The organism is Pedobacter sp. R-06 (assembly GCF_049913135.1).
In the GTDB taxonomy this organism is placed as follows: domain Bacteria; phylum Bacteroidota; class Bacteroidia; order Sphingobacteriales; family Sphingobacteriaceae; genus Pedobacter.
Genome location: NZ_CP183977.1, coordinates 2,590,375 through 2,605,022, shown reverse-complemented (window position 1 = coordinate 2,605,022; position 14,648 = coordinate 2,590,375). Strand labels below are relative to the sequence as shown.

General features: G+C 38.5%; 13 protein-coding genes and 1 riboswitch. All 13 genes read right to left on the bottom strand.

What is annotated here, in order from left to right:
- Window positions 1-261: 261 nt before the first annotated feature.
- Window positions 262-603, bottom strand: coding sequence for a Dabb family protein (locus ACN9MR_RS10625; protein ID WP_426329666.1), 342 nt, complete (start codon window positions 601-603; stop codon window positions 262-264).
- Window positions 604-839: 236 nt separating this feature from the next.
- Window positions 840-1,334 carry a YMGG-like glycine zipper-containing protein gene (locus tag ACN9MR_RS10620; protein ID WP_426329665.1) on the bottom strand — a complete coding sequence of 165 codons (495 nt, stop codon included), beginning with the start codon at window positions 1,332-1,334 and terminating at the stop codon, window positions 840-842.
- Window positions 1,335-1,463: 129 nt separating this feature from the next.
- The gene (locus ACN9MR_RS10615) at window positions 1,464-2,189 is read right to left on the bottom strand and encodes a diphthine--ammonia ligase (protein ID WP_426329664.1); all 726 of its coding nucleotides are present in this window, start codon (window positions 2,187-2,189) and stop codon (window positions 1,464-1,466) included.
- Window positions 2,179-2,865, bottom strand: a complete 687-nt coding sequence (locus ACN9MR_RS10610; RefSeq protein WP_426329663.1) for an SIR2 family NAD-dependent protein deacylase — start codon at window positions 2,863-2,865, stop codon at window positions 2,179-2,181. The genes ACN9MR_RS10615 and ACN9MR_RS10610 overlap by 11 nt, the downstream gene beginning before the upstream one ends.
- Window positions 2,866-2,873: 8 nt before the next feature.
- A complete protein-coding gene (locus tag ACN9MR_RS10605; protein WP_426329662.1) occupies window positions 2,874-3,815 on the bottom strand; it encodes an ABC transporter substrate-binding protein in 942 nt (313 codons plus the stop codon).
- Between the two features lie 208 nt (window positions 3,816-4,023).
- Window positions 4,024-4,611, bottom strand: a complete 588-nt coding sequence (locus ACN9MR_RS10600) for a DUF6580 family putative transport protein (RefSeq protein ID WP_426329661.1) — start codon at window positions 4,609-4,611, stop codon at window positions 4,024-4,026.
- A gap of 39 nt (window positions 4,612-4,650) precedes the next feature.
- Window positions 4,651-6,516, bottom strand: coding sequence for a TonB-dependent receptor plug domain-containing protein (locus ACN9MR_RS10595; protein WP_426329660.1), 1,866 nt, complete (start codon window positions 6,514-6,516; stop codon window positions 4,651-4,653).
- Window positions 6,517-6,613: 97 nt separating this feature from the next.
- A riboswitch (cobalamin riboswitch) is annotated at window positions 6,614-6,805 on the bottom strand.
- A 274-nt stretch (window positions 6,806-7,079) separates the two neighbouring features.
- Window positions 7,080-8,183, bottom strand: a complete 1,104-nt coding sequence (locus ACN9MR_RS10590) for a DUF5074 domain-containing protein (protein ID WP_426329659.1) — start codon at window positions 8,181-8,183, stop codon at window positions 7,080-7,082.
- A 14-nt stretch (window positions 8,184-8,197) separates the two neighbouring features.
- Window positions 8,198-9,133 carry a PKD domain-containing protein gene (locus ACN9MR_RS10585; protein ID WP_426329658.1) on the bottom strand — a complete coding sequence of 312 codons (936 nt, stop codon included), beginning with the start codon at window positions 9,131-9,133 and terminating at the stop codon, window positions 8,198-8,200.
- 8 nt (window positions 9,134-9,141) lie between these two features.
- Window positions 9,142-10,275, bottom strand: coding sequence for a PKD domain-containing protein (locus ACN9MR_RS10580; RefSeq protein WP_426329657.1), 1,134 nt, complete (start codon window positions 10,273-10,275; stop codon window positions 9,142-9,144).
- Between the two features lie 56 nt (window positions 10,276-10,331).
- On the bottom strand, window positions 10,332-11,447 hold the full coding sequence (locus ACN9MR_RS10575; RefSeq protein ID WP_426329656.1) for a YncE family protein: 1,116 nt from the start codon (window positions 11,445-11,447) through the stop codon (window positions 10,332-10,334).
- 9 nt (window positions 11,448-11,456) lie between these two features.
- A complete protein-coding gene (locus ACN9MR_RS10570) occupies window positions 11,457-12,590 on the bottom strand; it encodes a YncE family protein (protein WP_426329655.1) in 1,134 nt (377 codons plus the stop codon).
- Complete coding sequence (locus tag ACN9MR_RS10565; RefSeq protein WP_426329654.1) at window positions 12,587-14,623, bottom strand: TonB-dependent receptor plug domain-containing protein; 2,037 nt, start codon at window positions 14,621-14,623, stop codon at window positions 12,587-12,589. The genes ACN9MR_RS10570 and ACN9MR_RS10565 overlap by 4 nt, the downstream gene beginning before the upstream one ends.
- Window positions 14,624-14,648: the final 25 nt, after the last annotated feature.

The window sequence follows — 14,648 nt, the reverse complement described above, 5'->3', positions numbered from 1 at the left end:
CTTTATTCATAAACTTTCTTCTCTTTAAAAGCATTTATGAAGCACTACGTGGTTCCCGATCAAGTTGGGAATGACGATATCTTGAGGATTATCATATCTTAAGTCATATTGTCATTCCCTGAGGATGACGAATGAAGTACTTATTGTTTCGTGGCTAAATTACCTTATTCTATTATCTGCGCTTTAAAAGATCCTGAAACAAGTTCAGGATGACGACAGAAAGAAATCTCCTGAGTTAATCTGTGGTTCCCTGGCTAAAGCTTATTGAGCAATCACCGTATCGTGCACCACAACCCTGTACCAGTTGTTAGAGAATTTTTCTACAGCATCTAAATGCACTTTATCTTCCTGATAAGCATTATGATCTGCAATGTTGGCAAAGGTAATGGTGAGCGAATAGGTAAAAGAGTTATCGGTAACAGGGCGTACAGGTGTACCAGCTGCTAAACCATAATTTAACGTTTTAATATATTTTATAGGTTTTAAACTTTCGAAGAAGTTGGCGAAATCTGCGATCTCGGTTTTGGTTAGTTGAGGTTTTAACCAGAACATTACGAAGTGTTGGATCTGTCCTTTATCTGCGGTAGTATTGATATCTGTCATTGCTTCTTTTTTTTGTTAAATATATCGATCATTTTATATTAAGCATAAAAATACAATCGAATTTTATATGGTATATACAATTTTTCTTGAATGTATTTAATGATTAGAAAGATGCTGAAATAAATTTACTCCGTAGCTTTCCGCTGCGCTACAGGTCAGCATGACGACCAGGGACAGGTAAAAACAAAAAAAAGTCCCGATGTAAATCGGGACTTCATATCTTTTAAAAACCTTTTTTAGTTTTTAGGTTGCACACGGCCAGATTTTCTGTCTTCACCTCTACCGATTAAATAACCGCCACCAGCTCCAACTAATCCACCGATAATGGCACCTCTACCTTTTTTCTTATCGATTAAAGCACCACCAACGGCTCCTGCTGCGCCACCAATAACTGCGCCCTTGGCTGCATCGCTCCAACCTTTTTTCTTAGCTGTTGGTTGTGTGCCACCGTAAGCACTGCTAGAACCACCACCTGAGCTTGCATAAGATCTAGATGAGCTTGCTCTTCTTGCTGCAGCTAATTCTGCCTGGTGTTTAGCTTCTTTTGCCTGTTCTGCTTTGGCCACTTCGGCTTTTTTAAAGCTATCTAATCTTAAACTATCTTTAACTGCTTTAATTGCCAATTGTTTTTCGGCCTGTTGTTGTTTTAATGCTGCTTCTTCTTTTGCCTTATTGTTACAAGCAAATAAAACTGAAGAACTTAATGCGATTACTACCAATATCTTTTTCATAACTCTTAATTTTAATATGACGCTTGTTTAGCTACCTAACCTCACTAAACAGGTTTCAATATGATGTGTGATTTAGTTAATTACCAATACTAAAGAAAAAATGATGCCAAAATGTTTTAAATAGAAAAATTATTCCAATAAATCTATATACCAAAAGCCAGAAAGGGCTGTGGTTGAGCAAGGTGAATCATCATTGCCCGTTGTTTTACTTGGTGCGTTATAAGTTCTGAATACCTTCTCTCCGATGGTGAAAGTTATTTTATTCTTGAAAATTGGTCCTTCAAATGCAAAAGTATGAAATTCTCCATTTTCTCCGCAAGGATCAATATGAGAAGGAAGTTGCCTGATTAAATCAAGACTGATTACTTTTCCACAAAAATTTTCGAGATTTTGTTGTGTGCAAACAATGATGGTTTTATAGTTCAGGTTTAGGAATTCTTCAATTAAATGTTGTGTATCTTTTTTCCAAAGCGGGAAAATAGCCTTAAGTCCAATTTCTGCTAATTTGTTTTCGCGATAAGTACGTAAATCCGCTAAAAAGATATCACCAAAAATAGAATGGGTAATACCTTCCTCTTTAAATTTAGAAAGATGATGCTTCATGGTACTGTCGTAGGTTTCCATATCGGGCATTTCGCCCAAACGGATCTGATACAGTGGAATACCAATACTTTCAGCTTGTTTAATTAATAAAGCTTCTCTAACGCCATGCATCGAAACACGGTTGTATTTTTCGGTAACTGTAGTAATCAGGTAACGGATTTCGATAGTAGGATCTTGTAGGGCATAGTGTAAGGCCAATGTACTGTCTTTACCACCGCTCCAATTAAAAATGCAAAGCTTTTTATCTGGCATTGGCTAATATTTCTTTTAATTCTGTAATACCTTCTACAGCGTTTTTCTCAATGTTGATCACGTTTTTATAACGTTTTACATCGGGTGTTCTTGGATCGATAATGTATTTATCGACAAAGGAAGGGACAAAATCAATTAAGCCAGCTGCCGGATAAACGGCCAATGAAGTTCCGATAAGTACAAACAAGTCGGCCTGTTTGCAGAGTTTAGCTGCTACTTCTATCATGGGTACAGCTTCGCCAAACCAAACTACATGTGGCCTGAGTTGAGAACCCAACTCGCAAAGCTCGCCCATTTTGATTTCTGAACCAACGATGGGATAGGTTAAATCTGCTTTTCTATCTGATTGTGATTTGGTGATTACGCCATGAAGATGGGTAACTTTGGTAGAGCCTGCCCTTTCGTGTAAATCATCGATGTTTTGGGTAATAATTTCAACGTCGTAGTCTTTTTCCAGCTCGGCAAGCACATGGTGGGCCAGATTGGGTTTTGCAGCTAAAACCTGTCTTCTTCTTTCATTATAAAATTCTTGCACCAATTCAGGATTTCGCTCCCAGGCTTCTGGGGTGGCTACATCATAAACATTATATCCTTCCCATAATCCATCAGAATCCCTAAATGTTTTTAAGCCACTTTCGGCACTGATCCCTGCTCCTGTTAAAACAACTAATTTCATATATATGATTACACAGATTTAAATGATTTCAGAGATTGACTGTGGTTGATGAATTTTTTGGCTATGTTTTCGTCTGCCATAAATATCTCCGGGTGGAACATACAGGCTAAAGCTTCTATGCCTTCAACCAGTGTACCTACGCTCGGTTGGGTAAACATATCAAAATCGGCAATATAAACCTGATTGTTTTTTACAGCTTCAAGATTGTTCCAGCCTGGTTTTGAAGTTAACAGCTCCATTTCTTCCATGCTTCTTTTCATATCAAAACCACATGGTGCAATGACCAAAACCTCTGGGTTATATTTCAGGATTTTATCCCACTGGGTTACAATAGAGTCGCCACCAGGATTAGACAACATATCAACGCCACCAGCTGCTGCAATCTGAAAAGGAATCCAATGTCCACAATTGTAGATCGGTTCGATCCACTCCATGAGCATAATTCTTTTTAATGGTGCACGGTTTGCCCTTAGCTGATCTAAAATATAATCTGTTTTCTTTTGCAGGCCTGCCAGATAGTTTAATGCTACCTCTTCCTTTCCTAAAGCCCTGGCAATGGTAATGGCGCATTCGAAAACATCCTGCAAGTTATTTGGCGATAAGGGTACCAGTGTTGGCTGCTTACTAAGCTTCATTACGGCTGTTTTGGTACAAACAGTATCGATGTTGCACACCTCGCATATATCTTGCGTGAAAACCACATCGGGTGCGATGCTTTCCAGCAATGCATCATCTACCCAATACAAACTTTTGCCTTGTGCTTTTGATGCCGAAAAGATCCGGTCAATTTCTATACTCGAATAGTTTTTGCCTTCTAATATGCAACGTACAACTTTTGGTTGATCTGCGGCCTCTTTAGGACATTCGAATGTTACGCCATGCAGGTATTCTTGCAGGCCCATATCGTAAATCATTTTTGTAGCGGCAGGTAAAAAGGAAACAACTTTCATATCTATATTTTATGCGTCATCCTGTCCCGATTTTACATCGGGATCAGGATCTATTCTTAACGTCAGATATCCTTAAAGTCATATCATCTTAGTAGATGCTGATCCCGAACATTCGGGACAGCATGACGTAAGCCCTAAGTTAAAAAAAAATCCTCTTTTGAATCAAATCAAAAGAGGATTTCTATGCTATGCCAAACAATGGATATTTCTACAACTCTTGTGTTTGCAGTTTTAATACCGGATATTTTGCTTTTAAAATTTCGAAAGCTCCAAAAAGCAAAGCACCATAAATCATTGTTCCTTCCAAGAATCTGATCTCGAATGGAATGGCTTTAACTAAACAATCTATAAAACCATTTAAGTTTTGTGTATACAATGGGTTCTTATACCATGAGCCGATATCACTTACAATCCAATGGATGAATACAATTACAATTGTAGATAGGAATAAACTGGCGATATTTACCTTCTTTAATAAGAAACGGCCGGCTAAAACCATTAATGCAATTGCAAGGTATGTCCACAGTTCCTGAACTAAAAGTATGTCTACATACTTTCTATAAATGGTTGTATAAAGTACTAAATCGCTTAAAAACAAACTCAATAGCGGAAAAGCAAATGCTTTAAGATGATCTTTAAAATATGCTCCTCCAAATAAAGCTACCGCTCCTATTGATGAGAAATTGGCAAACTTTAATTCATCTGAGTTAAATGTTACCAGCAAACGGAAAGCCGTTATTGCCAATATTATTAACAACAAAATTAAAGTGCGTGGATTAAATTTTAAATGAGACATGCTATTTTTGGTTAATATTTAGGCAAAGTTAAATTTTTATTAGCGGATATTAAAACTTACGCCTGTATTAAAGTTGAAGCCAGGTGTATTGTAGCCAATAATTTCAGTGTATTTTTTGTTCAGGATATTTTTGGCATCAAAAAATAATTTCACACGTTTTTTAGCCAAAGCATATTCTACGTATGCATTTAACAGGTTGTATGATGGCATCTCTTCATTTAAATAAGATATAAAATTGGTATCGAAACGTTTCCCAAAATAACGGAAGTTGACACTTGCATATAAATGGCTAGTTGCCTGTGCACCTGCATTAATGCCAAAAGTGTGTTTTGGCCTGCGGATTAAATAATTGGTTATTCCCGTATTCCCTTCTACGAAAGCATAGTAACCGTTAACATTAAATACACTAAATTTGGTTGCAGGCTCTACTTCAAAACCCTTATATTTCTGGTCGCCTTGATTAAAATAACCTGTGGTATAAACAATGGCGTCAGTTAAATCGCGTTTGAAACCGGTAATACGTAAAGTAAAGGCCTCTTCAGCGATATTTAGGTTTACGCCAGCTTCATAATTTTGAGATTTTTCAGGTTTCAGATCCAGATTGGCGCCATACTGACCGAACAACATATTCAGCGTAGGGATTTTGAATGCAGTAGATACTGTCCCAAATAATTTTATTTCTTTAATGATGTTAATGCTTGGGGTAATCGAATAAGTATAGTTTTCGCCATATTGATCATGTTTGTTGTAACGTCCACCTACTTCGAGGTTAAAAATGCTTAAATCATGTAAAAACAATGATCCGTAAGCGGCGAAGATATTGGTTGTTGGGTTTTTGGTATCGGTAATCAACTTCATTTTTCTATCGTCGATACCTACCAATAAATCTAATTTATTACCTAATTTCTGGTTGTAGAATAAATCAACCACATTAAGTTTACCGAAGTTTAAAAAATTACTTGGAAAACCTGCATAACTAGACTTTACATTGTTAGAGTTACTCTGGTGACTATAATTTAAAGTTATTTTTCCTGTGTTTAATTTATACTCGGCATTAAAACCAGCACTAAACTGTTTTAAAATAGAATTGTTGTCAGGTAAACCATCGGTAAATCCATCCTGATCTATTTTATAATCGCCATAGAAATAACGTAAAAACGGATTAACTGAGAAATTTTTGTCGAGTTTGATCCCGAAATTTGCGTTTAAACCATCAGTTTTAAAACCATCTTTATCAAATATAGCTGCACTTCCTTGTGGTAAAGCGGCTTCAGAAATTCCGTCGGTTTTCAAATGGGTATAATTGATATTGTATGAAAAACCTTCTACGCCACCATTTAAGCCGATCGTTCCTTTGTAAGTTTCGAAGCTTCCGGCACTGGCTACACCGTAAATGGTATTTCCTTTAGGTCCACCCTTTTTAGTGATGATATTGATTACTCCTGCAACGGCATCAGATCCGTAAATGGTAGACTGGCCACCTTTAAGGATTTCGATATGATCAATCTGATCGATAGAAAACAGACGTAAATCGAACGTTCCGCTAATGCTTGCAGGATCATTCTGCACGATACCATCAATAAGCACCAGGGTGTAGCCACCAAGTGCGCCCCTTGTAAATATACTTTTGTCCTTGCCCTGGTTACTATTTCCCCCACTGATAACGATACCAGCTTGCTCGCTTAATAAATCAGGTAATGACTTGCCGTTGCTGCGTTCTAATACTTCGCGGCTGATAATGGTTACCACTTTACCTGTTTGTGATTGTTTTTGATCGTTTTTAGTTGCAGAAATTACAACATCTTTAAGCTGCAGACTGTCTTGTGTCTGAGCATTAGCCACCTGGCTAACCATTAACTGCGCTAGCCCTAGACCGGCTACAGTTAGCATTCTTTTTTTGTTCATTTGATTGTGGTTTTGCCCACAGCCAACAGATAGAAAAGGAAATGAAAATACGAAAAACGTTAAGTATCTCAATCCTAGCTTCAATCCCCGAAAGCTATGAAATTAAATGCTAAAGGCAGGTCTTCTGACTTACTCCCGTTTTTCTGTCTTCCCGTACCGGATAAGCGGAACAGTGACTTATGGATTGAAAAACGTTATAGAGCTTACAGCTGCGGGACAGTTACAGATTTACACTGTATTCCCTTTTAATCCCGATTTTACATCAGGAACCAAAAGCAGCGCAAATGTAGTAAAAAGAGCGGAGAGAAAGGAGAACGATTAGGAAACAGTTTAGCGTCTGAATGGCATATGGTTAAAACGGAGTTGGTTCGGGGTTGGTTCGGACTTAAGACAGGGTTGTGACAATAGTACCCGAACAAAATGCGAGGTAAATGTGAAGCTATTACTTCCTGATACCTAATCAATTGTATAACAGGTTTAGCTTTAGGACTAGCGAAACCATAAAAAAAGGCCTGCACCACTGGCAGACCTTTAACTTCGAGAGGTAATTATTGAATGATATTTTAATGAAATATGGCTAAATCAGGGAAATAGATTTTACTAAAATCAGTTGTTACCCCATCACCACCGTATTTGATTTTTTTAACCAAAGCACCAGTTGATGCATTATAGATGAGTAGATAATTTACAGTAGAAGCTGCGCCATAGCCCTGGATTCCGTTAACTACGATATAATCTTTATTCCGATCGTAACGGATAGCACCGTACACCATAAAAGGATCTTCGGTAATATTGATAAACGGTTGCGATAACGATGTTTTATCACCATCAACGTATTTATAAATTGATTTTCCAGCGTGATAAAAAACTGCATTTTCTTTGGTTGACGCGGTAATACGCGTTGGTGCATCAAGACCGAAAGATCCTAAAGCTACTGTTAAGGCAATACCTGCAGTGTCTAAATTATTGTCGATTGCAATTAAACGGCTACCTGTTGAAGCCCAAATTTTTCCATTTGGTGTTTGTGCGAATCCACGGTTAATGTTCGAGAAACTTTTTACCAACGAATAGTTACTTGCAGATACAATCTTTGCACCATTAGTTTGTAGCAAGTAAACGTAATCACCTTTCTTCCACATATCGCCTGTATTTACAGCCCCTACGGTTGTTAGTTTATTTTGAACAGTAAGCGTATTCAGGTCGATCTGATATACACCATCATTTGCACTTACCAGACCTCTGCTCCCATCAACTTGTATAATACTTCTCCAGTTGCTGGCTTCCTGTATGTATCTGGCTTCTTCTTTTAAAGTTTGTTCATTTATTTTAACAATTGGACCATTTATTTTGCTCATGAGGTAAATACTGCCATTAATTATCGAAGCAAACTGCAAAGTACTTGTTTTAGCTGCATTTGATAAGATTTTTCCTGCGTTTTCCTTCTCATATGCTCTGATGGAAAGGGTATCATCGCCATAACGGTAAAAGCTTACTGCACCTGCACTCTGTCCGTAAGATCCCTCGCCGATTACAAAGAACCCGTTATCATATTTCCCTGCTACCGGATCAATCTGTATATCATTTACACTGTCTTTTTTACAAGCGTAAAGTCCCGTTGTTAAGAGTGCTGCTGCTACAAATATTTGTTTAAAGTTGAATTGTTTCATTCTAATATATGGTGTTATTTATTTTTTAAAAGTTTAAGATCAACCGCTCCGCCAAATTCTGTCGAAATTTCACCGATGTAGCGGGAATGGTCGTTATCATTATCTGGATTAAAAGGATTTCCGTTGCTGTTTTGCCCGGTATAAACCTTTACAAAGTCTATAGTGGCAAGAATTACTTTTTTACCTGTAGCATCAACAGCCCAATCGATATCGAAAGTATTGTATCCCCTGTACAACTGTTCCTGTAAGCTTACATACTCGCTCGATCCATTATCGGCGTAACCAAAACTCAATGGTTTATTGGTAATGATTTCTCCTGGGGTGAGTGTATTTTTAATCAAGGTTCCGGTGAAGGAAATTTCGCTAGCAGTGGCCCACGAAGGAAAATAATCCTGTGTGTGAAATTGATTCCTCAATACCAGCCCCTCTTTGCCCTGGTTATCCTTCCAGCGGATATCATCAGTTAATTTCGTGGGTTTGTAATAGGTGATTTTGTAATTCTTGATGGTCGCCTGGTCGTTATATTCACTTCCGGCTAGTTCGTACCAAGCATCATCAGGCAAACCGTTTTTATTCTGGTCTTGCATTACACATACAATACCAGGCTCAGAGAATTCCATGCCTATACCAATAAGCGGATTGCCATAAATGCCAAGGTCTGCTCCTGTAGTATTGGTTACGCTATGATCGAAGCCGAATACAATGTAGCCCCCAAAGCCTCCAAGTGAAACCAGGCCATTACCTGCACTGCCGATCAGGATATCGGTCTTTACAAGGTCGTTGGTAAACTGTCCGGGAGCTTGCTTAAAATCATATATTTTATTGAGGTACGGCGATTGGTTCGTTGTTGGTTTATCTCCTTCCCCCTCTTTTTCTGCCGCATTTTCCTTCTTGCAGGAAAGAAGTACAGCAGATAAAAGTGCTAAGCTTATTATTGATTTTATTTTCATCAGCATGTTTATTTAATTCCCAGATCTACTGCGCCTTTAACTTCGGTTGAAACTTCTCCAAGGAGTGTATTCCCTTTTTCTCTTTGCCCGGTATAAACTTTTACGAAATCGATGGTTTGCAATACGATTTTCTTTCCGGTTTGATCAACTGCCCAATCAAGATCAAAACTGTTGTATCTTTTAGTGGCATAATCATCCTCTATAGACCAACTATCGGTATAACCCCATGGAAATGCACTGTTAATGAAAATACTGCCATTTTTACCCCATGTTGAAGGAAGTAAGGTGCCTTTTAAGGTTAATTTTTCCTGGTTAGGGGCAAATTCAGGATAGAAATTGTGTTTGTGAAAATTGTTTACATCGTAGGTTCCGCTGCTACCTTGATTGTCGGTCCAGCTTACATTGGCAAAACCTTTCGGATTGGTGTAGGTGATTTCGTAGTTTTTAATAGTCAGCGGGTTGTTGTATTCGCTGCCGGCGAGTTCATACCATTCATCATCAGGTTTGCCGTTTCCGTTTATATCCTGACTCACCATTACGATCCCTGGCTCAGCAAAAGGAGTTGTGCCACCAATCGGATTACCATAAATGGCGAGGTCGGCACCTGTATTGTTTACTACCGAGTGGTCGAAACCGAAAATGATATAACCTCCGAAACCGCCTAAAGTAACCATGCTAGTTTTACTTACATCGCCGATAATTTTCTGAGCACCTGCAAGGCTTCCCAACCCTTCGTTGATAAACTGGCCTGGAGCAGGTAAATATTCAAAAACGGTAGTGATAAATTTGGTGCTGTTTGCGGTAATCTCCACTACTGGAATTGGCACCGTTACCGTATATTTGTGCGAAAAAGACCCGGCGTTGTTGCTTGCGGTATATTCAATTATATAAGTGCCGGCTTTTAATGGAGTAAACTCGTAGTTATAGGCACTGCTTACTACTGTGCCATCAAGTTTCCATTGGTGAGTAAAGCCTTTTCCATTGTTTGTTCCAGCTGCAAAGGCAGTTTTGGTATTCACTTTCCCGGTCATTGTTTCTCCTTTAATGAAGAGGTTAACATCAGGAATGGCTTCATTATCTTTTTTGCAACTGTATACCAGTGTAGAAACACCAAGCATTAATATGAGGTAACTTTTTTTCATGTATGTGTTTTATTAAATTATTTATTCAGTGTGTAGTTTGATAGGAATGATGATTTCTATTCATATTTGTAACTGTAGTTGAATACAGCATGCTGAGGCAGTGCACCAGTTTTAAAACTGAATTTTACCTTTCCATCTGTTCCAACACAGTATGCTGATCCTGTGGTGCTGCCATAACTGTTAGCATCTGCAACGATCACTTCTTTATTGAATGGATTGATTGTTAATCCATAAATTATATTTATGGCCTGTCCGCTTGTTATTAAACTTGCACCAATGGCACCAGTTACGGTATTAAACGATTTAATTTCAGGGTTCGTGTAAATATCTTTGGCTACATAAGCTGTTGATCCGTTAATGGCAATGGCACCGAGATCGTAACTATAGGAACCTGTTTTGGTATCGCTGGCACTACTGATTCGATCGAGGGATGGGGCGTTGTTGATGATATAGTCGTTCCAGCATACCACGAATAAATCACCGTTATCTGCAGTTTGTATTCTTACCGGATTATTGTTTACGGTAATATCTTTTGTTTTGGTAAAGGTTACAAGATCAATTACTGAAACCTTATTTTTAGCTCCATTTTGATAAAAAGGGTGTGATGAATTGCACACATATAGCTTTCCATTAGCTATTGCCAATTGTTCAAGTCCCTCTGAAAGCATTATTTCACCATCAATTGCCATTGCTGCGGTATCGATACGGCTCACTTTACCATCATAACGCGATACATAAGCTTTGTTTTTATAAAAGGCAACAAACCTTGGTATATAACCATCAGTTGCTGAATTGAATGAAATCCTTTTTAGCGATTTGCAGGTTTTGACATCGATAATATCCAGAAAAGATTGTTTGGTACCTTGTATGCCTGCTACAACACAGTACATCTTACTGCCATATTGCTCTAAATCGTTTGCGGTTTCGCCGAGCGATGTGCCATTTACCTGTTTGTAATAATCGGCTACTGTTGCTTTTGTCGCAATATCATAGTAAGAAATGGCACTGTTGCCGTTACCCATTAACCCTTCGCAGAGCATATAAATGCCTTTGGTATCTGTAATGATCTGTTTTTTCTCCACTATTTCAGTTCTATCTTTTTTACAGGCAGAAATGGATACAACTGTTATGGCCAGGATAATTAAAATGTGTTTTTTGTAAAGTTTGCTCATGGTATATATTTAATTTGTGAATGTTATGTGTGCTGGAATATCGCCTGTAGTAACCGACCATTTTAATCGCCCTTCGGGACTATAACAATGTAATTTGCCGGGGCTAACGTAATCTTTGGCATCGGTTACGTAAACATCTTTGCTAGCTGGGTTAACGGCGATTCCGTAAGGGATTTTAATGTCTTTTTCAGTGCCATCACTGATGAATTTACGATCCATCACGGTTTCATCTTTCGTATTGATCATGTTGTACGTAATCTTGTTTTTGCCTTCGATATAGTTCCATTCGGTGCTGTAGATGTAGGCATAATCATCATCTATAACCAGGTTACTGGCAGCAATATTGAATACTTTTTTAATCTGATCGGTTTGGGTATCGATTACAAAAAGCTTAGCGGGAATCGTATAATAATCGCCCCGAGAGGTCACATACAGATCGCCATAACGGTCGGCCTTTACACGGCTGAGATTAATGGCAACTTCGATTCTTTTAATTTCAGTAAAACTGGAAAGATCGATTACGGAAAGGGTGTGTTCGTAATCTGGCGGACTGTATCCTCCAGAGTTGGCTACATAAAGTTTGGTGCCAATAATGGCCATTTCTTCTGGTTGTCTGCCTACTTCAATAGTACGATTTACCCTTAAAGCTGTGGTATCAATTTCAGCTACAATCCCATTAGGTGCTTTCGGATCGCCAACTTTGCCCAGATAAGCGCTTACATAGGCTTTTCCATTACTGAATGTAATGTATCGGCAATTGGTGATGTTAATCTGGCCGATTTTTTTACCGGTTTTAATGTTCAGTACCTCAACTTTGTTCGATATGTTAACCACTACGTAAAGCTTGCTGCCGTATCTGCCAATGTCATTCCCCACATCGCCCAAACCTTTTGTTACGTCGGGATTAACCTGATTGTATAGGTTACGGGTGTAAATGCCGTTTACCAGATCCATATAATCTAACGACGCCTTATTCATATTCATGTTGCCCTCATTTACCAGGTAGAAACCTTTAATGCTTGATGTTGGCTCTGGTTCTACCTTCGTAATTTCGGAGGGTAAAGGCTGCGGATCTTTTCTGCAGGCGCTGATAATCACCATAAGAAAAGCCAATATATATATCGGAAACTTTAAATGCCTCATAATTTATAGCTTAGCGTTAATCTGTAGTTTCTACCCGGCATTGGGAAGTTTGGAATAATATCATAGTATTGGTTAAGCAGGTTATTTACTTCGCCATTGATGTTTATACTTCCTTTTTTTAATTTAAACTCATAACCAATTGCTGCGTCGTGGGTGTACCATGGCTCCATGTAATTGTAAATGTTGTTTGCTTTTTGGTTGTAACGGAATCCGGTGTAAATAAAACCATAGTTGGCATGCCAATTATGATAATCTAAGCGGGTTAAAAAAGAACCGCTGTTTTCAGGAATGTAAGGAATCTGATCTTTATAAGTTTCTTCGAACTTTGAAGTCACATCTACAGCCTTCTGGTAAGTATAGTTGATGCCTATGTTGAGCATGAAATCATTAAGTGGTTCGAATGCTGTTTTTACGTTAAGTTCTAAACCACGTATATCAACCAGACCAATGTTGTACATCATCCAACGGTACAGGTTGGCACCAGGTTGTGCTACAATTTTATCTTTTACCCGGTTGTAATAAACATCCGATTGGATATCGATAAATTTTATCTTCTGGTTTTTAAAGTTTTTGAAATAGGTTACACCAACATCATACTGTTTAGTGTATTCGGGATTTAACAGGGTATTGCCGATGAAAGTATAGTATAGATCGTTAAAGGTGGGCATCCTGAATATGTCCTTATAAAATGCCCGTATCCTGACATCCCGATCCTTTAATAGTTTCCAGGAGAGCATAACGGTTGGACTAAAAACCTGCTTATTACCCGATGAAGAATAAAGTTTTACCCGATCGACTACGGTTGTGCTGAGTAGATTTGCCTGGATATTAAGCTGCTCGAAGGTTAAGGATGAGCTCAAAACATTTAAAAAGGTATTTCTATTGGGATAAGGAAACCTGTAAATATTGGCATCCAAAGTCTGGAAAGTATAATCAGCTGCATAAGCAGCCTCCCAAACCGAATTGATTTTGTATTTGGCAGCAATCGACAGGTAAGCCTCCTGCTCTTTAAACCGGTTATCTAAAAAACCTGTGGTGGTTACATAATCGGGATCGAGGTAACGTTGATATATATAAGCATATTTAGCGTTTACCATAAAGGTGAATTTTTTGGAAAAGCTTTTCTCCGCGCTTCCCTGAACGAAAAAATCGCGATCCCATATTCTTTGCATAAAATCGAACCTGTTGGCTACAATTGCACCTGGCAATCCCCTATCTGATAAAAATGAATAGGCCTGCGCGTGCCATTTCCCATTTCTAAACTTACCAAACAATGCGGTTTGCAAACGGAAACGCCCCACATCACCATTATTTCTTATTGCAGTGGTATCGAAAACACCATTGGTGTACCTGAATTTATATCTACCATCGGCATGTATATATTCGGTATTGATACTCGCCTTTAGCTTTTCGTTAATCTTATATTGATAAACGAGAGAAGGATTGATCAGACCGAACGATCCGCTTTTTAAACCCAGTTCTATTTTTTGATTTTGTTTTTTTTCGAAATCGGGATCTTTGGTTTTGAGATAAATACCGCTTGCAGCCGAATAACCTCTCGCCGGAATCAATAATTCGGGCTTTTGGCCATTATACAAAGAAATTTCTTCGAGATTGTTCAGCGAGAATTTACCTAAATCTACCTGCCCGTTCTGTGCATTACCAATCTGTATTCCATCCAGAAAAACTGCTGTGTGATTGGTACCTAAACTGCGTACATTCACCGTTTTCATCCCACCTATTCCGCCGTAATCTTTCAACTGCACACCTGAAAGGTAGCGGACAGCATCGGCAACAGATAAGCTGTTGATTCTTTTAAGGTCTTCAGCAGATAAAATCTGTACAGGTGTAGGCGATTTGCTTTGCTCCGTTAAGCGGTATTCTATAACCTGAACTTCTTTCAGTTGCGTTGCTTTTTTGGTGCTGTCAGTTTGTGCCCTGGTATTTAAAGGCCATAGAAATCCTGTCCATAAAATGGAAGAATATAGAAAAAACTGCATTGTGCCCGCATAGGCAGAATGTTTACTTGTCATTTTGATTGTGAGTTTAACCCACAGC

Coding starts and splice junctions, on each gene's coding strand:
- ACN9MR_RS10625 (WP_426329666.1), bottom strand. CDS start 603: ATGACAGATATCAATACTACCGCAGATAAAGGACAGATCCAACACTTC.
- ACN9MR_RS10620 (WP_426329665.1), bottom strand. CDS start 1,334: ATGAAAAAGATATTGGTAGTAATCGCATTAAGTTCTTCAGTTTTATTT.
- ACN9MR_RS10615 (WP_426329664.1), bottom strand. CDS start 2,189: ATGCCAGATAAAAAGCTTTGCATTTTTAATTGGAGCGGTGGTAAAGAC.
- ACN9MR_RS10610 (WP_426329663.1), bottom strand. CDS start 2,865: ATGAAATTAGTTGTTTTAACAGGAGCAGGGATCAGTGCCGAAAGTGGC.
- ACN9MR_RS10605 (WP_426329662.1), bottom strand. CDS start 3,815: ATGAAAGTTGTTTCCTTTTTACCTGCCGCTACAAAAATGATTTACGAT.
- ACN9MR_RS10600 (WP_426329661.1), bottom strand. CDS start 4,611: ATGTCTCATTTAAAATTTAATCCACGCACTTTAATTTTGTTGTTAATA.
- ACN9MR_RS10595 (WP_426329660.1), bottom strand. CDS start 6,516: ATGAACAAAAAAAGAATGCTAACTGTAGCCGGTCTAGGGCTAGCGCAG.
- ACN9MR_RS10590 (WP_426329659.1), bottom strand. CDS start 8,183: ATGAAACAATTCAACTTTAAACAAATATTTGTAGCAGCAGCACTCTTA.
- ACN9MR_RS10585 (WP_426329658.1), bottom strand. CDS start 9,133: ATGAAAATAAAATCAATAATAAGCTTAGCACTTTTATCTGCTGTACTT.
- ACN9MR_RS10580 (WP_426329657.1), bottom strand. CDS start 10,275: ATGAAAAAAAGTTACCTCATATTAATGCTTGGTGTTTCTACACTGGTA.
- ACN9MR_RS10575 (WP_426329656.1), bottom strand. CDS start 11,447: ATGAGCAAACTTTACAAAAAACACATTTTAATTATCCTGGCCATAACA.
- ACN9MR_RS10570 (WP_426329655.1), bottom strand. CDS start 12,590: ATGAGGCATTTAAAGTTTCCGATATATATATTGGCTTTTCTTATGGTG.
- ACN9MR_RS10565 (WP_426329654.1), bottom strand. CDS start 14,623: ATGACAAGTAAACATTCTGCCTATGCGGGCACAATGCAGTTTTTTCTA.